At 60.9% G+C, this 21,082-nt stretch carries 17 protein-coding genes; 12 read left to right on the forward strand and 5 right to left on the reverse strand.

The features are described 5' to 3' along the window. Positions 1-5: 5 nt before the first annotated feature. The 4 genes from yidC to rpmH all read right to left on the reverse strand — a co-directional run bounded on the left by yidC (position 6) and on the right by rpmH (position 2,586). Entirely contained in the window at positions 6-1,706 is a 1,701-nt protein-coding gene (yidC, locus tag U5O12_RS15685) for a membrane protein insertase YidC (protein ID WP_322579541.1), read from the reverse strand. Next, entirely contained in the window at positions 1,703-1,975 is a 273-nt protein-coding gene (gene yidD, locus U5O12_RS15690) for a membrane protein insertion efficiency factor YidD (protein WP_322579542.1), read from the reverse strand. The genes yidC and yidD overlap by 4 nt, the downstream gene beginning before the upstream one ends. After that, on the reverse strand, positions 1,972-2,376 hold the full coding sequence (locus U5O12_RS15695) for a ribonuclease P protein component (RefSeq protein WP_322579543.1): 405 nt from the start codon (positions 2,374-2,376) through the stop codon (positions 1,972-1,974). The genes yidD and U5O12_RS15695 overlap by 4 nt, the downstream gene beginning before the upstream one ends. Before the next feature lie 75 nt (positions 2,377-2,451). Next, positions 2,452-2,586: a 50S ribosomal protein L34 gene (gene rpmH / locus U5O12_RS15700; protein WP_006299042.1), complete on the reverse strand. Its 135-nt coding sequence runs from the start codon at positions 2,584-2,586 to the stop codon at positions 2,452-2,454. A gap of 263 nt (positions 2,587-2,849) precedes the next feature. Here rpmH and dnaA point away from each other — a divergent pair, with 263 nt between their 5' ends. The 9 genes from dnaA (at position 2,850) to U5O12_RS15745 (ending at position 16,574) form a co-directional block, all read left to right on the forward strand. Next, on the forward strand, positions 2,850-4,262 hold the full coding sequence (gene dnaA / locus U5O12_RS15705) for a chromosomal replication initiator protein DnaA (RefSeq protein WP_322579544.1): 1,413 nt from the start codon (positions 2,850-2,852) through the stop codon (positions 4,260-4,262). Between the two features lie 123 nt (positions 4,263-4,385). After that, on the forward strand, positions 4,386-5,492 hold the full coding sequence (gene dnaN, locus U5O12_RS15710) for a DNA polymerase III subunit beta (protein WP_322579545.1): 1,107 nt from the start codon (positions 4,386-4,388) through the stop codon (positions 5,490-5,492). An 84-nt stretch (positions 5,493-5,576) separates the two neighbouring features. Further along, positions 5,577-8,180, forward strand: a complete 2,604-nt coding sequence (gyrB, locus tag U5O12_RS15715; protein WP_322579546.1) for a DNA topoisomerase (ATP-hydrolyzing) subunit B — start codon at positions 5,577-5,579, stop codon at positions 8,178-8,180. A gap of 15 nt (positions 8,181-8,195) precedes the next feature. Continuing rightward, complete coding sequence (locus tag U5O12_RS15720) at positions 8,196-9,107, forward strand: DUF3800 domain-containing protein (protein WP_322579547.1); 912 nt, start codon at positions 8,196-8,198, stop codon at positions 9,105-9,107. A 68-nt stretch (positions 9,108-9,175) separates the two neighbouring features. Beyond that, entirely contained in the window at positions 9,176-10,684 is a 1,509-nt protein-coding gene (locus U5O12_RS15725; protein WP_322579548.1) for a DUF3375 domain-containing protein, read from the forward strand. Positions 10,685-10,796: 112 nt separating this feature from the next. Beyond that, positions 10,797-11,567 (forward strand): DUF4194 domain-containing protein, encoded by a 771-nt coding sequence (locus tag U5O12_RS15730; protein ID WP_322579549.1) that lies wholly within the window; start codon positions 10,797-10,799, stop codon positions 11,565-11,567. Next, positions 11,564-14,959 (forward strand): ATP-binding protein, encoded by a 3,396-nt coding sequence (locus U5O12_RS15735; protein WP_322579550.1) that lies wholly within the window; start codon positions 11,564-11,566, stop codon positions 14,957-14,959. The genes U5O12_RS15730 and U5O12_RS15735 overlap by 4 nt, the downstream gene beginning before the upstream one ends. A 42-nt stretch (positions 14,960-15,001) precedes the next feature. Then, on the forward strand, positions 15,002-16,180 hold the full coding sequence (locus U5O12_RS15740; protein WP_322579551.1) for a Wadjet anti-phage system protein JetD domain-containing protein: 1,179 nt from the start codon (positions 15,002-15,004) through the stop codon (positions 16,178-16,180). Positions 16,181-16,214: 34 nt separating this feature from the next. Beyond that, complete coding sequence (locus U5O12_RS15745; protein ID WP_322579552.1) at positions 16,215-16,574, forward strand: RidA family protein; 360 nt, start codon at positions 16,215-16,217, stop codon at positions 16,572-16,574. 112 nt (positions 16,575-16,686) lie between these two features. Here U5O12_RS15745 and U5O12_RS15750 read toward each other — a convergent pair whose 3' ends face one another. Next, positions 16,687-17,703 (reverse strand): LacI family DNA-binding transcriptional regulator, encoded by a 1,017-nt coding sequence (locus U5O12_RS15750; RefSeq protein WP_322579553.1) that lies wholly within the window; start codon positions 17,701-17,703, stop codon positions 16,687-16,689. A gap of 360 nt (positions 17,704-18,063) precedes the next feature. Here U5O12_RS15750 and U5O12_RS15755 point away from each other — a divergent pair, with 360 nt between their 5' ends. Genes U5O12_RS15755 through U5O12_RS15765 form a run of 3 tightly spaced genes read left to right on the forward strand, consistent with a single transcriptional unit; the run spans position 18,064 to position 21,073 of the window. Continuing rightward, positions 18,064-19,338: an ABC transporter substrate-binding protein gene (locus U5O12_RS15755; RefSeq protein WP_322579554.1), complete on the forward strand. Its 1,275-nt coding sequence runs from the start codon at positions 18,064-18,066 to the stop codon at positions 19,336-19,338. 18 nt (positions 19,339-19,356) lie between these two features. Next, entirely contained in the window at positions 19,357-20,253 is an 897-nt protein-coding gene (locus U5O12_RS15760) for a sugar ABC transporter permease (protein WP_322579555.1), read from the forward strand. Position 20,254: 1 nt separating this feature from the next. Then, complete coding sequence (locus tag U5O12_RS15765; protein WP_322579556.1) at positions 20,255-21,073, forward strand: carbohydrate ABC transporter permease; 819 nt, start codon at positions 20,255-20,257, stop codon at positions 21,071-21,073. Positions 21,074-21,082 lie beyond the last annotated feature (9 nt).

Consider the following 21,082-nt stretch of genomic DNA (forward strand, 5'->3'; position numbering starts at 1 on the left):
CCTGCTTACTTGAACTTGGGCAGGTTGAACTGAGGCGGTACACCCATGCGGGTGTTGATAATCCATTGCTGCGCAATGGACAAAATGTTGTTGGTAATCCAGTACAACACCAGGCCCGATGGGAAGAAGAAGAACATCACACTGAATGCCAACGGCATGAACCACATCATCTTGGCCTGCAGAGGATCTGGCGGCGCAGGGTTCAGCGCCGTCTGCAACAAGGTGGTCAGGGTCATGAACACCGGCAAGATGAAATAGGGGTCTGGCGAAGACAGGTCCTGAATCCAACCCAACCACGGTGCGTTGCGCATTTCAACACTGGACAACAGCACCCAGTACAAAGCAATAAAGACCGGAATCTGGACCATGATGGGGAAACATCCGCCCATGGGGTTGACCTTCTCCTCCCGGTAGATACGCATCATCTCCTGCTGCATCTGCTGTGGGTTGTCTTTCAGGCGCTCACGCATTTCCATAATGCGCGGGTTCACGGCTTTCATTTTGGCCATGCTGGCATATGCCTTGGCATTGAGCCAGTAGAAGGCAATCTTGAGCAAAAGCACCAAAGCCACGATGGACCAGCCCCAGTTCTGGATAAAACCGTGCAACTTGTCGAGCAGCCAGTACAAAGGCTTGGCGAGGATGGTCAGCCAACCATAGTCTTTGACCAATTCAAGACCCGGAGCGAGGGCCTCCAGGGCCTTTTCCTCTTGGGGACCAACAAACAACGTCGCCGACATCGTCTGGGTCTTGCCCGGCTCAATGGCGGGCACAGGGGCGATCATGGTGGCGCGGTAGCAGCAGTCAGCAGTGGTGGAGCCGATATCCACCCCATCCAAAGAATAGGTACGTGCAGTACCTGCAGGCAGTATCCAAGCGCTGGCAAAGTAATGCTGCACCATGGCGATATAGCCGTTATCCGCTTCCTTTTCAAACGTTGCACTCTTCTTTTTAATCTCGCTGAACTCTACCTTCTGGTACTTCTTGGCCTCGGTGTAAACCGCTGGGCCTGTGAAGGTGGAATAGAAGGAGGACTCGCCCGCTGGCTTGTTGCCATCCCGCACCAACTGCAAGTACAACTGTGGAGACAAGGCTGCGCTGGAAGCGTTGGTCAGCTCGTGCTTGACTGCGATGTCGTAAGCACCACGGCGCAAGGTATAGGTCTTGACCAGCTTCAATCCACCCACTTCGGGGGAAGTGAAGGTGATGACCAATTCGTCTTGGCCTTCTTTCAATGTGCGCTCACCACTGGCCGTCATGACCGATTTGTGCGTTGGCGATGCGCCACCGGCAGCGCCCGGGATCACGCCGGTTTGCGCCAAGTAAACACGGTCTTTGGAATCGTCCAACAACACGAAGTTGCGGATCTTGTCTGCCATGTCCGAGTATTTGAGGAACTCGGAGCGCACCAAGGATCCACCTTCCGTGTCAAAGGTCAGTTTCAGCACATCAGTGCTTACTTCAAACCGTTCGCTGGCTACGGCAGGCGTGGCGGGTGCTACCGGTGCGGCACCTGCCTGGGCGGCAGTTGCAGGCACCAAGGCATCTGTCTTTCCTGCCGCTCCTGCGGCCGCAGGAGCGGCAGCCTTGGTAGGGCTCGGGAAGAAAGTGGCTTTATTGCCGTTGTGGATCTGCCATTGGTCCCAAAGCAACACCATGGAGAAGCCAAAGATCACCCACAGGATGGTGCGGCGAATATCGTTCATGAAGTTTTCTTTTCAGAAGGAGAGGAAATCAGACGGCCAAACAGCCGAGGACGTTCGACAGGAACCGGATCGTGCCCACCCTCACACCAGGGATGGCAACGTGCCAGACGGGCAAGCGTCAAGTAGGTGCCGCCAGCAGCACCATGGCTTTGCAAAGCCTGCAGGGAATACACGGAACACGTGGGCTCGAACCGGCAGGCAGAGCCCAGCCAAGGGCTCAAAAAGAACCGGTAGCCCCTGACCAAGCCCATCAATGCGCGCTTCATCATGGCTTGGCACCGATCACACTAGTGCGCGCACGCGCAAACAGCTGCTGCAACTCACTGCGTACGGCGGCCTTCAAAGGCTCAGAAGTCGCGCTTGGAAATTGCTTACGGTCAAACCCGGACCGCAAACGCACCAGATGCGCATGCGGCCCCAGTTCCGCTGAGAACTCAGCCCCCAGCGTATAAATTTGACGCTTGATGGTGTTGCGCGTCACGGCGCGTTTGGCCCAGCGCTTGGGCACCATGGCCCCTAACCACACCGCAGGTTCCGGAAACAACAAAGCCTCCGACACGTCGGAGGCTGCTGCCAGTGCACGAGCGTGCAGAGCGAAGTGGGCTGTTTTGGACACAGTCATCCCGCCAAGCACCGCTTGAAACTGGGCACGGGTTTTGAGGCGCCGCACCGGGGAATTGCCGGCATGGAGCGAATCCGCAAGGACCAAAAGCCAGTCAGCCTTGGTTTGCCCGATCCGCGCGGATTAGACAGCCAGACGCTTACGGCCTTTGGCGCGGCGTGCATTGATCACGGCGCGGCCACCGCGGGTCTTCATGCGAACCAGAAAACCATGGGTGCGTGCGCGGCGGATTTTGGAGGGTTGGTAAGTGCGTTTCATGTCAATTTTCCTAACAGGCTCTGTGGGTATCCGTACCCACTCCAGAAGGAGAACGGGGCACGAATGTCGGTCTATCGCCCCGAACACAATCAGGGGAACCCGGCATTATCGCAAATTTTATGAATCACAGCAACACCTTATGGCGCACATGCGGTGCAGCACTGTAAGATTTGATTCTGGCGAGCAGAATGTGGATAAAGTCTTGATAAATTACAATCCAGCGCGCAGCAATCCATAACTATCCACAGAAGCTGACACCGACAATGACCCAGGGCCCCCCTCCCCACACTCCAGACATCCACAGCCAGGAACTCGGGCAAAGCCTATGGCAAAGCTGCGTGGACCAACTGGCCCAAGAGCTGCCTGAGCAGCAATTCAACACTTGGATCAAACCCCTTGCGGCCCATGTCCACGACGACATGTCCAAGGCCACCATTTTTGTGGCCAACCGCTTCAAACTGGATTGGGTTCGCGCCCAATACAGCCAACGTATTGCAGCCCTGCTGGAAAAACTTTATGGCCAGCCCGTTGCGATTGAGTTAGCAATCACTCCGCGCGAAGCTCCCACTAGACAAGCCAGTCTACCCCGAGCTGCCGAAGTACCTGCGGCGGTCGATGAGGTTGAAGTGGGCGAAGACCGCGTTAGCGGTGGCCCCAAAAATCGGCTCAATAGCCTGCTGACGTTTGAAAGCTTGGTGGAGGGCACGGCCAACCGCATGGCTCGGGCCGCCGCCATGCATGTGGCCACCATGCCCGGACACCTGTACAACCCACTCTTCATCTACGGCGGCGTGGGCTTGGGCAAAACCCACTTGATGCACGCTGTGGGCAACCGCCTGCTGGCGGACAAACCCGGCTCCAAAGTTCTCTACATCCATGCGGAACAATTTGTATCGGATGTGGTTAAGGCCTACCAACGCAAAACTTTCGATGAATTCAAGGAGCGTTACCACTCCCTGGATTTGTTGCTGATCGACGATGTGCAGTTCTTTGCCAACAAAGACCGCACCCAAGAGGAATTTTTCAACGCCTTCGAGGCTTTGCTGGCCAAAAAGTCGCACATTGTGATGACCAGCGACACCTACCCCAAGGGCTTGGCGGACATCCACGAGCGCTTGGTCTCGCGCTTTGACTCGGGGCTGACGGTAGCCATTGAGCCACCCGAACTGGAAATGCGGGTGGCGATTTTGATCAACAAAGCGCGGGCCGAGGGGTCAGAAATGCCCGAAGAGGTGGCCTTCTTCGTGGCCAAAAACGTGCGCTCCAACGTGCGTGAACTGGAAGGGGCACTGCGCAAGATCCTGGCCTATTCGCGCTTTAACCAGAAGGAAATTTCCATCCAGCTGGCCCGCGAAGCACTGCGTGACCTGCTGTCGATCCAGAATCGCCAGATTTCTGTGGAAAACATCCAAAAAACGGTGGCCGACTATTACAAGATCAAGGTTGCCGACATGTACAGCAAAAAGCGCCCCGCCAGCATTGCCCGGCCGCGCCAAATTGCCATGTACCTGGCCAAGGAGCTGACGCAAAAGAGCCTGCCCGAGATCGGAGAGTTATTTGGCGGTCGCGACCACACGACGGTGTTGCATGCAGTTCGGAAAATCGGGGGGGAGCGCCAGCAACTCACCGAGCTGAACCAGCAGCTTCACGTCCTGGAACAAACCCTGAAGGGTTGAATGTAAAAACTAGTGCCAGACCCCTCAAGTCGCTATCAAAAAAGGGGAAAATGGTGAGATTGTTTGTAAATGCGGGGCTTTTTGCGCCTTGCGTCCATGGTTGAGTTTCAAAAAGAGGTTGACATGATCGTATTGAAGGCAACGCAAGACAAGGTTCTATCGGTTCTGCAGTCCGTGGCCGGTATTGTCGAGCGCCGCCATACGCTGCCTATCTTGGCCAACGTGCTGTTGCGCAAGACTGGGACATCGCTTCAGCTGACCACCAGTGACCTGGAAATCCAGATCCGCACCACAGCCGAACTGGGCGGTGACACTGGCAACTTCACCACCACTATCGGCGCCCGCAAACTGATCGATATTCTGCGCACCATGCCCGGCGACCAGACCGTGTCGCTGGAGTCCAGCCAGAGCAAGATCATCCTCAAGGGTGGCAAGAGCAAGTTCACGCTGCAGACCATGCAGGCCGAAGACTTTCCGCTGGTGCAGGAAAGCGCCAGTTTCGGCCCGGTCTTCAGCGTGCCGCAAAAGACCCTGAAGGACCTGCTGAGCCAGGTGTCCTTCGCCATGGCGGTGCATGACATACGCTATTACCTCAACGGCATTCTGTTTGTCGCCGAAGGCAAGCAACTCAGCTTGGTGGCGACCGATGGTCACCGTTTGGCATTCGCCTCCGCCACACTGGATGTGGAAGTGCCAAAGCAGGAAGTGATCTTGCCACGCAAGACCGTGATCGAGTTGCAGCGCCTGCTGAGCGATGCCGAAGGCGCCATCGAAATGCAGTTCGCCAACAACCAGGCCAAGTTCACCTTTGACGGCATGGAGTTCGTGACCAAGCTGGTCGAAGGCAAGTTCCCCGACTACAACCGCGTCATCCCCAAGAACCACAAGAACAGCATCACCTTGGGCCGCGAAGCGCTGCTCAAGACGCTGCAACGCACCGCCATCCTGACCAGCGACAAGTTCAAGGGCGTGCGTCTGAACATCGACCCCGGCAGCCTGCGCGTGGCGTCCAACAACGCCGAGCAGGAAGAAGCGGTGGACGAGCTGGACATCGACTACGGCGGTGACAGCATCGAAATCGGCTTCAACGTCACCTACCTGATCGACGCCCTGAGCAATATGAGCCAGGACATGGTGCAAGTCGAGCTGTCGGACGGCAACAGTTCGGCCCTGATCACCATCCCGGACAACGCGACCTTCAAGTACGTCGTGATGCCCATGAGAATCTGACGCTACAAAAACAGTAGCTGCTTGCGCAATCAAACCCCCGGCCTCCGGGGGTTTGGTCATTAAAGAATCGAGAGAAAGTTAGCCATGACCGAAGAAAACAAGTCTGTTCCAGCACCCGAAAACAACGATGGCCTCGTCCATACGGGCGACGCGGGCACAGACAGTTCCAACTTCCAGCCCACCATCGACACCAACCAAGCCGGTGCGACCGAGGCCTATGGCGAAGGCTCGATCCAGATTCTGGAAGGCCTGGAAGCGGTGCGCAAACGCCCCGGCATGTACATCGGCGACACGTCGGACGGCACCGGCTTGCACCACCTGGTGTTCGAAGTGGTGGACAACTCCATCGACGAATCGCTAGCCGGTCACTGTGATGACATCCTGGTCACCATCCACTCCGACAACTCCATCAGCGTGGTCGACAACGGCCGTGGCATTCCCACCGGTATCAAGATGGATGACAAGCACGAGCCCAAACGCTCGGCCGCTGAAATCGCCCTGACCGAGCTGCACGCCGGCGGCAAGTTCAACCAAAACAGCTACAAAGTCTCCGGTGGTCTGCACGGCGTGGGCGTGTCCTGCGTGAACGCGCTGTCCAAAATGCTGCGCCTGACCATTCGCCGTGACGGCAAGGTACACACGCTGGAATTCTCCAAGGGCTTTGTGCAGGGCCGCATTGTCGAAACGCAGAACGGCGTTGAAGTCTCGCCCATGAAAGTGATCGGCGACACCGAGAAGCGCGGCACCGAGGTGCACTTCCTGCCCGATACCGAGATCTTCAAGGAGAACAACGATTTCCACTACGAAATCCTTTCCAAGCGTCTGCGCGAACTGTCCTTCCTGAACAACGGCGTGCGCATTCGCCTGAAGGACGAGCGCAGCGGTAAGGAAGACGACTTTGCTGGCGCCGGTGGCGTGCAGGGCTTTGTGAACTACGTGAACAAGGGCAAGACGGTTCTGCACCCCAATGTGTTCCATGCCATGGGCGACCGCCAGAGCGACCAAGGCACGAACATCGGTGTGGAAGTGGCGATGCAGTGGAACAGCGGCTTCAACGAGCAGGTGCTGTGCTTTACCAACAATATCCCGCAGCGTGATGGTGGCACCCACCTGACCGGCCTGCGCGCCGCGATGACACGCGTCATCAGCAAATACATCGAACAAAACGAGCTGGCCAAAAAGGCCAAGGTCGAAGTCACCGGTGATGACATGCGCGAAGGCCTGTGCTGCGTGCTGTCGGTCAAAGTGCCCGAGCCCAAGTTCTCCAGCCAGACCAAGGACAAGCTGGTGTCGTCTGAAGTGCGCGGCCCGGTGGAAGACATCGTCGGCAAGCTGCTGGCCGACTACCTGGAAGAGCGCCCCAACGATGCCAAGATCATCGTCGGCAAGATCATCGAAGCCGCCCGCGCGCGCGAAGCCGCGCGCAAGGCCCGCGACATGACGCGCCGCAAGGGCGTGCTGGACGGCATGGGCCTGCCCGGCAAGCTGGCCGACTGCCAGGAAAAAGACCCGGCGATGTGCGAGATCTACATCGTCGAGGGTGACTCCGCCGGTGGCTCTGCCAAGCAGGGCCGCGACCGCAAGTTCCAGGCGATCCTGCCCCTGCGCGGCAAGATTTTGAACGTGGAAAAAGCACGTTACGAGAAGCTGCTCACCAGCAACGAAATCCTGACGCTGATCACCGCGCTGGGCACCGGCATCGGCAAGGCCGGTGGCAGCACCGGCGGGGACGACTTCAACGTCGCCAAGCTGCGCTACCACCGCATCATCATCATGACCGACGCGGACGTGGACGGCGCGCATATTCGCACCCTGCTCTTGACCTTCTTCTACCGCCAGATGCCCGAGCTGGTGGAGCGCGGCCACATCTACATTGCGCAGCCACCGCTGTACAAGGTGAAGTCCGGCAAGGAAGAGTTGTACCTGCAAGGCCCCGCCGAGCTCGACGGCTTCTTGCTGCGCGTCGCACTGGTGAATGCCTCCGTCTTCACGGGTGGACCCAATGGCACGACCCTGAGCGGAGACACCTTGGCCGAGCTGGCGCGCAAGCACCAGCTGTCCCAGGCGGTGATTGCCCGCCTCAAAAACTTCATGGATGCCGAAGCTCTGCGCAGCGTGGCCGACGGCGTGGTGCTCAACCTCGACACGGTGGCCGATGCCGAAGCCTCTGCAGCCGCACTGCAAGCCAAGCTGCCCGATGCCGAAGTCGCTGGCGAGTTTGACGCCCGCACCGACAAACCCATTCTGCGCATCAGCCGCCGCCACCACGGCAACGTGAAGAGCAGCGTGCTCACGCAAGACTTTGTGCACGGCGCCGACTACGCTGCCCTGGCCGAAGCCGCCAACACCTTCCGCGGCCTGCTCTCCGAAGGTGCCCGTGTGATGCGTGGCGAAGGCGAACGCCAGAAGGAAGAAAAAGTCTCTGACTTCCGTGAAGCCATGGCATGGCTGATTGGTGAAGCCGAGCGCACCTCCAGCCGCCAGCGCTACAAGGGCTTGGGAGAAATGAACCCTGCCCAGCTGTGGGAAACCACCATGGACCCGACCGTGCGCCGCCTGCTCAAGGTGCAGATCGACGACGCCATCGAAGCCGACCGCGTGTTCACCATGCTGATGGGCGACGAGGTGGAACCACGCCGCGACTTCATTGAAACCAACGCATTGAGGGCGGGGAACATTGACGTGTGATGGAGATGTTCCTCCATGGCGCGCGAACTGATTCTTTATTGCGACGAGTCTGACTCTTCAGGCAAGCACTTTGGCAACTTCTATGGTGGCGCGCTCGTAGAGTCAGCACATCAAGCCGAAGTGATTGCCAGACTCGAAAGCTGCAAAGTTCAGCTTAACCTTCTTGGCGAAGTCAAATGGCAGAAGATTACGGAGCCCTATGCGCAAAAGTACATGGAGTTGGTGTCTGAGATTTTTAGCCTGATCCGCGAAGGCAAACTAAAACTGCGAATCATGTTTACGCAGAATTATTTTTCCGCGTACAGGCTTACGTCCGAGCAACGCGAAAACGGTTTCTTCCTTCTGTATTACCAATTCATCAAGCACGCATTCGGTTTGAAACACGGCGGCTTTCCCAATTTCCAATCCGCTGGCGTACGCATCTACTTTGACAAGCTTCCCGATACCGCCGAAAAATGCGCTGCGTTTAAAGGCTACGTTACGGGTCTCACAAAGAGTGTTGATTTCAGGCGTGCTGGCATTGTCATCCGGCAAGATCAATTGGCTGAAATCGACTCGAAGGAACACGTCATATTGCAGGCGCTGGATATCGTGCTTGGTGCGATGCAATTCAGACTGAACGATAAGCACAAAGAAAAACCAGAAGGCAGCAACCGCCGCGGCAAGCGCACTATCGCCAAAGAGCGTGTGTACAAACACGTGCTGAGTGAGATCCGCACTACCTATGACGGCAAAGCATTTAACGTCGGTACAAATACAGGTAGGCCGCAGGGCATGTTGAGCCTGTGGGCTGACCCTTACAGGCACTGGCTATTTAAGCCAGCAGATGGGGCCATCCGCCCTGAGTACGCGAAAAAACGGGGGGCAAAAGAAAAAGGCCCCGCGATCACTACATCAGCGTCCCAAGTGGAACTTGGGCGTTCGTGAATCGAAGGGCCGAGCTGGATCGTACCATAGGGCCAGTTTTGAGTTCGTCGACGCGTCTAGAACACCCCATGCCCACCCTCACCCAGCAACGCACCCAAAAGTACCTGAGCGCCCGCCAGCAGCACCCGGCGTGGATGTTGCTGGCAGCGCGGCGGGGGCCGCTGATGCTCAGTGGCTTGGAGGCGCTGTTTGAACACCAGCGCGACGGCGTGCCCTTTGATGCCGCTGTGCAAGCCTTGGCGGACATGCTGGCCGCGCACGCCAACGACCCGGACTTTGAGATCAACACCGCCGATGTAGCCACCCAGGCGCGGCACGAGCTGCGCGACTGGATCAAGCGCGGACTCGTGACCGAACGGGAAGGCCGCATCTTTGAGACGGATGCGCTCAAGACCGCGCTGCGCTTTGTGACGCAACTCGACCAGCGCATGATGACCTCCACCGCCTCGCGCCTGGCCGTGGTGCAACGCGAAATTGACAACCTGGCCGCCGCCCTCAACCCCGACGCCAAGAGCCGCGCCGCGCACCTGGAGCGGCGCATGGCAGAGCTGCAACAGCAGCTCGACGATGCGCGCGCCGGCCGCATCGCCACCTTGACCGAAGACCAGGCCATAGAGGGCATCCGCGAGGTCTATGCCCTGGCCACCAGCTTGCGTGCCGACTTTAGGCGCGTGGAGGACTCCTGGCGCGAGGCCGACCGCGCACTGCGCCAAGCCATCATCAGCGCCCAATATCACCGGGGCGCGGTGATGGACCAGCTGCTCGACGGCCACGCCCACCTGCTCAACACGCAAGAAGGGCGCGTGTTTGAAGGCTTCCAGCAACAGCTCAACCAGCAAAGCGAGCTGACCGATATGCGCCAGCGCATACGCGCCATCTTGCAGCACCCCAGCGCTGCACGCGCACTGGACGACGTGCAGCACAGCACCCTGCGCTTGCTGGTGCAGCAGCTCATCAAAGAAGCCCAAGTGGTGCAGGGCGTGCGTGCGCGCAGCGAGCGCGAGGTCAGCCAGTTCATGAAAACCGGCCAAGCCGCCGAGAACCAGCGCGTGGGCCAATTGCTCAACGACATCCTGCAAGAAGCCTTGCAGGTGGACTGGCAGCGCCAAGCCGTGCGCCGCCAAGACGCGCCACTGCCCCCACTGGGCGTGGCGCTGGCCCACCTGCCGCTGATCGAGCGGCTGCGCATCAAGTCGATGGAAGGTGGTGCAGGGGCCGAACTGCAGCTCACCACGCAGTACGCCAATTTGGACCAGGTGGAAGACGAGTTCTGGCAAGCCTTCGAAGGGCTGGACCGCGAGGCACTGCGCGCCCGAACACTAGACGTGCTGGAGCACAGCGGCCAGCCCATGACCCTGGCCGCGCTGGCAGAGGCACTGCCGCCCGGCGCGCACGACCTCGAAACACTGACCCTGTGGCTGGCCCTGGCGCGCGAATCGGGCGCGCAATTTGATGACGGCGAGGTAGAACACATTACTACCCACGACGCCGCCACCGGCTGGCAATTCACCGTGCCCCGCGTGGCGCTGGATGCTGCTGCACTCCACGCAGCGGGCGCGTCTGGCGGCGCTGAATGATATGAAAATGATAGCTGCCCACGTATATTACATGGGGGCTACAGCCAAGAATGGCATAAAAAGCTTGCGCAGAGCCGTTTGAGAGCCATCTGAAAAATGCAGAGAGAAACCGATGCCACCTGAACCCGCAGACATCTTTGACCAGTGGGCCAGCGCCGTGCCGACCCACGGCGCACCACGGGGCCAGACTGCCGATAGCGAGGCCGCCACCATGCCCGACGACGCACACGACGCCACCACAGCCGCCGCCGCTACGCCCGCCGACAGTATCCCAGCCACCCCTGCCACGCTGCGCCGCGCGGTGCAAGAGCTGCTCAAGCAAGGCATGCTGGAACGAAGCGCCAAGCCTGCGCTGTTTCGCCACATGGCCACCGACACCGCACGCATCAACGCCTTGCTGGAGCCGCTGGACTTGACTGTGCGCCTGGACGAGCACCGGGGCCTAGCCTTTGTGGCCATCGCCGCCACCTACCAGGCGGACGACGAAGACGAGGATGAATGGACACACCCGCTGGTGCGCCGCCAGCGCCTCACCCAGGAGCAATCGCTCTTGCTGGCCCTCTTGCGGCGTGAATTTTTGCAGCGCGAACAAGAAAGCGGCCTGGGCGTGCCTGTGCAATTAACGGTGGACCACCTGCTGCCCCAGCTGGAAATCTACTTGGGTAGCACTGGCAGCGACATGCAAGAGCGCAAGCGCCTGCTGAACCTGCTGGACAACCTGCGCGGCCACGGCGTGGTGTCCGAGGTGGATGCGCAAGAGCGCTTCACCATTCGCCCCCTGATCGTGCACCTGGCCAACCCCGAAAACCTGCAAGCCTTGCTGCACAGCCTGCGCGAGATGCAGCACGCCCGCGCAGCCGCCGCACCAGGAGGCGAGGCATGAGCAACATAGCCAGCGGTTACCGCCTGCAAGCGCTGCACCTCTACAACTGGGGCGCCTTTGCGGGCCGGCATGTGGCCCACATCGATGCGGACAACACCGCCATCATCGGCCCCACCGGCAGTGGCAAAACCACGCTGATCGACGCGCTCATGACCCTCTTGTGCGCCAGCCCGCGCTACAACCTGGCCTCCACCGGCGGGCACGAGAGCGACCGCGACCTGGTCTCCTACGTGCGCGGCGCCAGCGGCCCCGGCCAGGGCGCGGTGGACAGCACCGACAGCCACAGCCACTTGGCCCGCAGCGGAGGCTGTGTGAGCGCCATTGCGGCGCGGCTGGTGCGCGGCACGGGTAATGCGGGCAGCGCAACGCATGGCGCCCAAGACAAAGCACCAGGCAGCGAGCCAGACTGTGTGCTGATAGGCGCCCTCTTCTGGTTTGACGGCAGCAGCTCCAGCGCCAGCGACCTGAGCAAGCGCTGGTTCTTCGCACAAGGGCCGGAGCACACGCTGGACCTGTGGCTCGAAGAACACCACCACGGCGGTGCCCGCGCGCTGGGCAAGCTGGAAAAAGCCACCGAGAGCCTGCGCATCTTCCCCAGCAAGACGGCGTACTTGGCGCGGCTGCAAAGCTGCTTTGAGGTCGGGCCCAACGCCTTCACCCTGCTCAACCGCGCGGCGGGGCTCAAGCAGCTCAACAGCATTGACGACATCTTTCGCGAACTGGTGCTGGACGACCACAGCGCCTTCGATGCCGCGCTGGACGTTGCCAAAGGCTTTGACGAACTGGCCACCATCCATGCCGAGCTGGAACTGGCCAACCGCCAGTACCTGGCCCTGCTGCCGCTGCGCGCGATGGCAGAGCGCGAAGCGCAGCAAAGCCAGCGCCTGAGCGAGCTGCGCCTGCTGCAAGCGGCGCTGCCGCACTGGTTTGCAGCCCAAGGCGCGCGGCTGTGGGGCGAACGCGTGGCGCAGTTGCAGGCCACGCTGGAGGCGCAGCAGCGCCAAATGATCGCCGCCGCCAACGCGCAGCAACAAGCCCGCGAGCACGAGCACACCCTGCTGAGCGCCTACCTGAGCGCAGGCGGTGGAGACATCGCGTCGCTGGAACAGCTCATCGACGCGCAGCGCAAAACGCTGACCCACAAGCAAAGCAACGCCAAGCAGTACCAAGCGTTGGCGCAGCACCTGGGCCTCATCACCACGCAGCAGGGCGCCACGCCCCTCACTACCGAGCGGCTGGCGCAGCACCAGCAACAGGCCGCGCACCAACTGCAGGCGCTAGAGGCGCAACAAGCCGCACTGCAAGAAGCCACCGAAGCCGCCGTCACCCGCGAGCGCAACGCGCACGCCGAACTGGCGCAACTGCGCCAAGAGCTGGAGGCCGTGCGCGCCCGCCCCGGCTCCAATGTGCCCACCGCGTTCACGCAGTTCCGCACGGCATTGGCCGAGCAGTTGCAACTGTCGCCCGACGAACTGCCCTTTGTGGCCGAGCTGGTGGAAGTGCAGAAAAAGCAGCAGGCCTGGCGCGGTGCCATCGAGCGCGCCCTGGGCAGCCACCGCCTGCGCATTCTGGTGCCGCCGCACGCGATGCAGGACGCACTGGCCTGGGTCAACCAGCGCCATAACCACCTGCATGTGCGCCTGCTGGAAGTGCGCGAGCTTGCCCAAGCCGCACCGTCTGCCGTGCAATTTTGGGGCGACGGCTTTGCCGCCAAACTCAACGTCAAAGACCACGCCTACGCGGGCACGCTACGCCAGTGGCTGGCCGAACACGACTTGCACTGCGTGGACAACGCAGAGGCCCTGCGCACCACGCCGCACGCCATGACGCAGCAGGGCCTGATGTCTGGCAAGGCCCGGCACTTCGACAAGCAAGACCAGCGGCGCATCGACCAGGACTGGATGACCGGCTTTGACAACCGGGACCGCCTGCAGCAGCTCGAAGCGCACATCCGCGAACTGGCTGGGCAGTGGGATTTGCTACAAAAAGAGAAGCTACTCGCGCAGGAAAAACAAGCGCTAGCGGCCCAAAAGGCTCATTTTTTGGGGCAATTGCAGGCCCTGCGATGGGACGATCTCGACGTGGACGGTGTGCAGGCCGAACTGCAGCGCCTGCAAGACCGCCTGCACTCCCTGCTGGCCCCCCAGTCCGACACCGCCCAGGCCAAAGCGCGCTGGGAAGCCGCACGCACTGCCACCCTGCAAGCCGAAGCCGCGCTGCGCACCTTGCAGCAGCAAAGCGCCACCACACAAGCAGACCATCGCCAAGCCGAAAAGCAGCAGGCCAGCTACGCAGCCCGTTGCGCAGAAGCCCCTGCAGACGCACCCGTGCTCACCGAGGAAGCACTGCGCCAGCTGCCCCAAGCCCGGCCCCCGCTGGACTGTGACCAGCTCGACACCCAGGAACGCAAGGCGCTGGCGGAGGTGCGCCAACACCTCGACACCCAAAGCAGCCAGCTCACCGAGCTGCACAAAGACATCATTCGCCAAATGGCCCGCGCCCACAAAGAAGACCGGGGTGCGCTGGCCGAAGAGCTGCAAGAAGTAGCCGCCCTGGGCGCCTACCTCGCCCGCCTGCGCACGCTGGAGGAAGAAGACCTGCCGCCCAAGCGCGCGCGTTTTCAGGACTACCTCAACGCCGCCTCCGACCAGGGCGTGAGCACGCTGCTCTCGGGCATTGAAGCGCAGGTGTCCGAAATCACCGAGCGGCTGGACCGCCTCAACGACACCCTGGCCCGCGTGGACTTCCAGCCCGGCCACTACCTGCAACTGGCGCCGCAAGCCGTGATCCACCCCGTGCTGCAAGAGCTGCACAAAACCATGGCGCAACTGCGCAGCGAACGCCTGCGCGACGACGGCGGCCACAGCCACTACCGGGCGCTGCAAACCATGGTGGCCCTGTTGCGCGAGCACGCCACCAACCGCCGCACCAAAGCCGCCCAGGCGCTGCTGGATGCGCGCTACCGCTTGCAATTTGCAGTCCACGTGCTGGACCGTGCCACCGGCCAGGTGCTGGAGCGGCGCACCGGCTCTCAGGGCGGCAGCGGCGGCGAGAAAGAAATCATCGCCAGCTACGTGCTCACCGCGTCCCTCAGCTACGCGCTGTGCCCGCAGGGGCGCAGCCAGCCGCTGTTTGCCAGCATCGTGCTGGACGAAGCGTTTTCCAAAAGCTCGCAGGCGGTGGCGGCGCGCATCATCCAGGCGCTGCGTGAATTTGGCCTGCATGCCCTCTTCGTCACGCCCAATAAAGAACTGCGCCTGCTGCGCAACCACACCCGCAGCGCCGTGCTGGTGCACCGCCTGGGGCGGCAGGCCACGCTGGCATCCTTGCGCTGGCACGAACTGGACGCGCGCGCTGCGCAACGGCAGCTTGCACAACAAATAGGCCGATAGCGCAGGTAAATCATGCGCAAGCAGCTATCTTTTTAATAGCATATGAAATCTCCCCACCAACTCGCACACCAGCTGCTGCGCCAGTGGCAGCGTGGCGACTGGCGCGAACAACACCTGCTGCGCGACCGGGACGCGTGGCCGCTGCGCCTGTCCATTGGCGAGCCCGGCGCGGCCCGCTTTCGGGACGACAGCGCAGCCCTGCGCCAGCACCTGCAGCAATGGCGGGCGGTGGCCGCGCAGGGGCCGGGCCATGTGGAGTGGGCTGCACGCCAATACCGGGCCGGCGCCACGCCGGTGGACATTCCCATCCACTGGGTCTTGCGCCCCTCCGACTGCCCCGCTGTGTTGGAACAGCATGCCACTGACGGCGGCGGCACGCAGGCCAGCGCCGACTACCGCGCACTCACCGCGCTGCTGCCCCAGGTGGACGCGTGCTTTCACACCTTGCTGGTGCGCAGGCTGGCGCTGTGGCGGCATCTGGAGGTGGCGCAGGTGCTCACCGCCACCCGCATGGCCCTGCAGCTGGAACCCGGCTGCGCCCAAGGCCGCCCCCTGCGCGCACTGGCCTTGGCGGGCAATGACAGCAAGTTTTTTGAGCGGCACGAGGCGCTGCTCACCGCCTTGCTGGACGAACGCTTTGCAGGCGAAGTCAGCGCCCAGGGCCTGGGTGCTTTTCTGGGCGCAGCCGTGGAGGGCGAGCACTGGTTGTTGGTCGTGCCCCTGGCACCGGGGCTCCTGCCCTTCCAGCGCCAGCGCGTTGCTGCCAGCGAACTGCTGAGCACCGCCTTGCCCGCCCGCAACATCGTGCTGGTGGAAAACGAACGCTGCCTGCACCAGCTGCCCCAGCCCACGCCCGACACCATCGCCATTCTGGGGGCCGGGCTCCACTTGGGCTGGCTCGCCGCCCCCTGGCTGCCACAGCGGCGTGTGGCCTATTGGGGAGATATGGATACCTGGGGTTTGGCCATGCTGGCCCAGGCGCGACGCCAGCTGCCGCAGGTGCATGCGGTGTTGATGGATGCGGCCTGCTTTGCGGCGCACCACCACTTGGCGGTGCCCGAACCCGTGCATGCGTCCACAGAATGGAGCGAATGGCTTTTGCCTGCCGAAGCGGCGCTGGACCGCCACCTGCGCACCCTGCCCGCCGGGCGGCTGGAGCAGGAGTTTCTTCCTCCGGCAGCGGTAAGCAACGCCATTGCTCGCTGGTTGAGCGCTAGCTAGCCACCTTACACTGCCGCCTTTGTCACCTACACCTATGCCACAAGCCTCTATTACCCGCATCCACCCAGCTGCCCAATGGTCCGGCGCCGTCGTACACAACGGCACCGCCTACTTTGTGGAGGTGCCCGAAAGCGGCACGGACATCACCAGCCAATCGCAGGCGGTGTTTGCCCAGGCTGAGCGCACGCTGGCGCTGGCCGGCAGCGACAAAAGCCGCTTGCTGATCGCCACCATCTACCTCAAACACATGACTGACCGTGCGGCGTTCAACGCTGCGTGGCAAGCCTGGTTGCCGGAGGGCTGCGCGCCAGCCCGGGTGTGCGTGAGCGCCGAGATGGCCAGCCCGGACTACTTGCTGGAAATAGCGTTTACCGCAGCGACAGCGCAGGGGTAGTCAGGCAGATTTACAAGCAAAATATGCCTTTGGAGTTTATGGATGCTGCGCAAACAGCTCCTTTTTTGATAGCATTTAAGTCGACTTTCACAGACACCCGTATCCACAGCCGCTAGCCGGCGCGCACTCTGGCCGTGGACGCACGCACCACCAGCACCGGGTCGGGCACGTGCACGATGGTGGGTTCGTGGGTAGCGTCTTCTATCAAGTCCAGCAGCAGGTTGATAGAGATGGTGGCCACCTGTTCAATGCCCAAGGCCACGGTGGTGAGCGCCGGGCGCATGTCGCGCGCGAGCTGGATGTCGGTAATACCAATGATCGAAATGTCTTGCGGGATGCGGATACCCCGGTCGGCCAGGGCCTGGCTGGCACCGTAGGCCATCAGGTCGTTGGTACAAAAAATGGCGGTGATGTCAGGGTGCTGTTCCAGCAGCGCGTCGGTGGCTTCGTGACCTCCGGCCACGGTGTCGCTGACATTGCGGACCATGGCGTCTGACAGGGTGATGCCGCTGGCGGCGAGAGCGCTTTTGAAACCATTGAGGCGGCCCAGCTGCATGCCCTCAAGACCACACCCGACGATGGCGCCGATGCGGCGGTGCCCCAGCGCCAGCAAATGCTGGCCCGCAATCTCGCCCGCACGGTGGAAGTTCACCACCACATGGGGGATTTGGTTGGCCAAGTCCACCTGTTCTTCAGATGCCAGCACGATGGGGGAGCGGCGAGTCTTCAGCTCGTTGATGTCCTCGGCGCTGATACCGGTGTGCAGCACCAGCACGCCATCGGCCAAGGTGCCGGCAATCTGGTGCAGGTAGGCGCGGCCAATATCGGGGCGCTCGTCGGTGTTGCACACCATGAGAAAGTAGTTGCGGTGCCTTGCCACCCGCTCGGCCACCCGCACAAACTCCGGGTAGAACGGGTTGTTGATATCGGGCAGCACCAGCGCCACCATGGACGACTTGCCTTCGGCCAGCGCCCGCGCCATCAGGTTGGGCCGGTAGCCCGTGGCGGCAATCGCCTCCTGCACCTTTTGCACGGTGGCAGGCTTCACCTTCTGCGTATTGCGCAGCACGTTGGAGACGGTGGCGGTGGTGACACCGGCCAAGCGGGCGACTTCACTCAGGGTGGCCATGGCGCTGCAACTTCTTGTGAAATGGCATGAATCGATACGTTTTTTGAATCCTAGGACTTACCCTAGGGGCCGGCTTATTTGCGAGCACCCCTAGGTATACTCCAAAAATTGCTGAATTTAACCGCTTAAATTTTAATTTTCGAGGTGTAGCAAGGGAGCTTCCGGGATGTCGCTCCCTTGGCTAGTCAGCGTATGCGGGCCGCAGGTCAGGCCAGAAATTTAACCGCTTAAATTTTGGAAAGGATGCCAGTCGCACCACCGTCATTACACGCAAACCGGAGACAACAAGCCGTGTGCACCAGTGTTCCACTGGGCGCCACTTGCCACTTATTCATTGACACAGAGACAGGAAAACACACCATGAATTTCGCCAAACGCAGCACCCTCAGCACCATGATCGGTCTGGCCCTGAGCACCTCCGGCCTGATGGCCAGCCACGCCGCCAACGCCGGTGAGGTCACCATCTGGGCTTGGGACCCCAACTTCAACATCGCCATCATGCAAGAGGCTGCCAAGCGCTACACCGCCAAGCACCCCGGCGTGACCTTCAAAATCGTGGACATGGCCAAGGCCGACGTCGAGCAAAAGCTGCAGACAACCCTGGCTTCTGGCGTGACCAAGACCCTGCCGGACATCGTGCTGGTGGAGGACTACAACGCCCCGAAGTACCTGCGCTCGTTCCCCGGTGCGTTTGAGCCCCTGTCTGGCAAGGTCGACCACAAGGCGTTTGCCAACTACAAGGTCAACCTGATGACCATGGGCGGCAAGGTCTACGGGCTGCCCTTTGATACCGGCACTACCGGCATGTACTACCGCAGCGACCTGATCAAGCAGGCCGGTTTCAGCGACAAGGACATGCAGAACATCACCTGGGACCGCTACCTGGAAATCGGCAAGCAAGTCGAAACCAAGACCGGCAAGAAGATGTTCGCCATGGACCCGCAAGACATTGCCAGCATCCGCATCATGATGCAATCCGCCGGTCGCTGGTACTTTGACAAAGACGGCAAGCTCGACATCAAGAACAACCCCGCCCTCAAGGCCGCGCTGGAAACCCAGGTCAAGTTCATGAAGACCGGTGTCTACAAGCCTACTTCCGGTTGGGGCGAGTGGGTCGGTGCCTTGAACAAGGGCGACGTGGCCTCCGTCATCACCGGCGTGTGGATTACCGGCTCGGTCAAGGCCGAAGCCAGCCAGTCCGGCAAATGGGCAGTGGCTGCTACGCCCCGCCTGAACGTGCCGGGCGCCACCAACGCGTCCAACCTGGGCGGCTCCAGCTGGTATGTGCTGGCCGCAGGCAAAGAGAAGGCTGCTGCAGCCGACTTCCTGAACGAAATCTACGCCAAGGATGTGGACTTCTACCAAACCATTCTGCAGTCCCGCGGCGCAGTGGGCTCCTTGCTGGCCTCGCGCAATGGCAAGGCTTACTCTGAGGCAGACCCCTTCTTCGGCGGTGCCAAGGTGTGGCAGCAGTACAGCGACTGGATGGGCAAGGTGCCTAGCGTGAACTACGGCATTTACACCGCCGAGGGCGATGCAGCCGTGGCAGCGCAATTGCCTGCTTTGGCACAAGGTCTGCCTGTCGAGAAGGCGCTGGAAAACATCCACAACCAGCTCGCCTCGCAAGTTAAGTAAACCGACCAAAGGAGCACCATGGGGCCCAAGCCTACGACCAGCTACCGACGTTTTTACGACGTCAACGGTTGGCTATTTGTTTCCATCGCACTCGGGCTGATCGGGGTCTTCATGGCCTACCCGATCGTCCGCTCGCTGTGGATGTCTCTGCACGCCGGACAGGGAACGGTGGTTGAGTTCGTAGGCGTGGGCAACATCGTGCGTCTGGCCAGTGACCCTGTCTTCTTGAAAGCGCTGCAGAACACCAGCATTTTTTTGGTGATCCAGGTGCCCATCATGCTCTTGCTGGCGCTGGTCATGGCCAGCTGCCTCAACATGCCCAACCTGCGCTTTCGCGGGCTGTTGCGCACGGCGGTGTTTCTGCCATGCGTGACCTCGCTGGTGGCGTATTCGGTGGTGTTCAAGAGCATGTTTTCGTATGACGGCCTGGTCAACCACGCCCTAGCGTGGCTGGGCCTCATCAGCGAGCCGATTCCTTGGCTCAACGATCCGTTCTGGTCCAAGGTGGTCATCATCATCGCCATCACCTGGCGCTGGACTGGCTACAACATGATCTTTTATCTCGCGGCCATGCAGAACATCGACAAGTCGATCTACGAGGCTGCGCGCATTGACGGCATCTCGGCCTACCGCCGCTTTGTGTCCATCACCATTCCCAATCTGAAGCCGGTGATTCTGTTCACCACCGTGACATCCACCATCGGCACGCTGCAGTTGTTTGATGAACCCATGAACATCACCACCGTGGGCACGGTGTTCTCCGACAACACGCTCACGCTGTCCATGTACATCTACAACCTGTCGTTCAAGTTCGTGCCCAACTTTGGTTATGCCGCCACGGTGTCTTACGTCATCGTCTTGCTGGTTGCCGCGCTGGCCGCCATCCAGTTTTACGCCGCACGGGAGCGTAACTGACATGAGCAACTGGACCGAAAAATTCCGCATGGGCGGCGTCTACCTGTTTCTCGGGGTGATGGCCTTTGTGTCCCTGTTTCCCTTTGCCTGGATGGTGATCAGCGCCACCAACGCATCGGTCGATGTAACCAAAGGCAAGTTCACGCTGGGTAGCGCCTTGCTGGAAAACTTCGAAAAGCTCAACAAGAGCTTTGACGTTGCCCAGGTCTTCTGGAACTCCGGAAAAATCGCCATCATCGGCGGATTCTTCACCCTGGCCATCTCGTCCCTGGCGGGCTATGGCTTTGAGGTGTTCAGCTCCAAGGCGCGTGAACGCCTCTACAACAGCCTGTTGCTCACGCTGATGGTGCCGTTTGCCGCGCTGATGATTCCGCTGTTCATCCTGATGGCGCAGTTCGATTTGCTGGACACGCATCTGGGCGTGATCCTGCCTGCGCTGGCGTCAGCCTACATCGTGTTTTACTTTCGCCAGAGCACCAAGGCCTTCCCGCCCGAGCTGCGCGAAGCCGCCCGCCTGGATGGCCTGAAAGAATGGCAAATCTTCCTGTTTGTCTATGTGCCGGTGATGCGCTCCACCTACGCGGCGGCTTTCATCATCGTGTTCATGGCGGCATGGAACAACTTCCTCTGGCCCCTCATCGTGCTGCAGTCGCCAGAACTCAAAACCATCACCCTGGTCTTATCCTCACTGGGCTCGGCCTACTTCCCCGACTTCGGCGTGATCATGCTGGCGGCCATGCTGGCCACCTTGCCCACCCTGGTCGTCTTTTTCGCAATGCAACGGCAGTTCGTACAGGGCATGCTGGGCTCCGTCAAATAAGGTTTTTCA

The sequence above is a fragment of the Rhodoferax sp. genome, from assembly GCF_034519335.1.
Taxonomy (GTDB): Bacteria; Pseudomonadota; Gammaproteobacteria; order Burkholderiales; family Burkholderiaceae_C; genus Allorhodoferax.

What these genes read in the sequence shown, in the direction of transcription:
- yidC (WP_322579541.1), bottom strand. Translation starts at nt 1,706, where the DNA reads ATGAACGATATTCGCCGCACCATCCTGTGGGTGATCTTTGGCTTCTCC.
- yidD (WP_322579542.1), bottom strand. Translation starts at nt 1,975, where the DNA reads ATGATGAAGCGCGCATTGATGGGCTTGGTCAGGGGCTACCGGTTCTTT.
- rpmH (WP_006299042.1), bottom strand. Translation starts at nt 2,586, where the DNA reads ATGAAACGCACTTACCAACCCTCCAAAATCCGCCGCGCACGCACCCAT.
- dnaA (WP_322579544.1), top strand. Translation starts at nt 2,850, where the DNA reads ATGACCCAGGGCCCCCCTCCCCACACTCCAGACATCCACAGCCAGGAA.
- dnaN (WP_322579545.1), top strand. Translation starts at nt 4,386, where the DNA reads ATGATCGTATTGAAGGCAACGCAAGACAAGGTTCTATCGGTTCTGCAG.
- gyrB (WP_322579546.1), top strand. Translation starts at nt 5,577, where the DNA reads ATGACCGAAGAAAACAAGTCTGTTCCAGCACCCGAAAACAACGATGGC.
- U5O12_RS15720 (WP_322579547.1), top strand. Translation starts at nt 8,196, where the DNA reads ATGGCGCGCGAACTGATTCTTTATTGCGACGAGTCTGACTCTTCAGGC.
- U5O12_RS15725 (WP_322579548.1), top strand. Translation starts at nt 9,176, where the DNA reads ATGCCCACCCTCACCCAGCAACGCACCCAAAAGTACCTGAGCGCCCGC.
- U5O12_RS15730 (WP_322579549.1), top strand. Translation starts at nt 10,797, where the DNA reads ATGCCACCTGAACCCGCAGACATCTTTGACCAGTGGGCCAGCGCCGTG.
- U5O12_RS15735 (WP_322579550.1), top strand. Translation starts at nt 11,564, where the DNA reads ATGAGCAACATAGCCAGCGGTTACCGCCTGCAAGCGCTGCACCTCTAC.
- U5O12_RS15740 (WP_322579551.1), top strand. Translation starts at nt 15,002, where the DNA reads ATGAAATCTCCCCACCAACTCGCACACCAGCTGCTGCGCCAGTGGCAG.
- U5O12_RS15745 (WP_322579552.1), top strand. Translation starts at nt 16,215, where the DNA reads ATGCCACAAGCCTCTATTACCCGCATCCACCCAGCTGCCCAATGGTCC.
- U5O12_RS15750 (WP_322579553.1), bottom strand. Translation starts at nt 17,703, where the DNA reads ATGGCCACCCTGAGTGAAGTCGCCCGCTTGGCCGGTGTCACCACCGCC.
- U5O12_RS15755 (WP_322579554.1), top strand. Translation starts at nt 18,064, where the DNA reads ATGAATTTCGCCAAACGCAGCACCCTCAGCACCATGATCGGTCTGGCC.
- U5O12_RS15760 (WP_322579555.1), top strand. Translation starts at nt 19,357, where the DNA reads ATGGGGCCCAAGCCTACGACCAGCTACCGACGTTTTTACGACGTCAAC.
- U5O12_RS15765 (WP_322579556.1), top strand. Translation starts at nt 20,255, where the DNA reads ATGAGCAACTGGACCGAAAAATTCCGCATGGGCGGCGTCTACCTGTTT.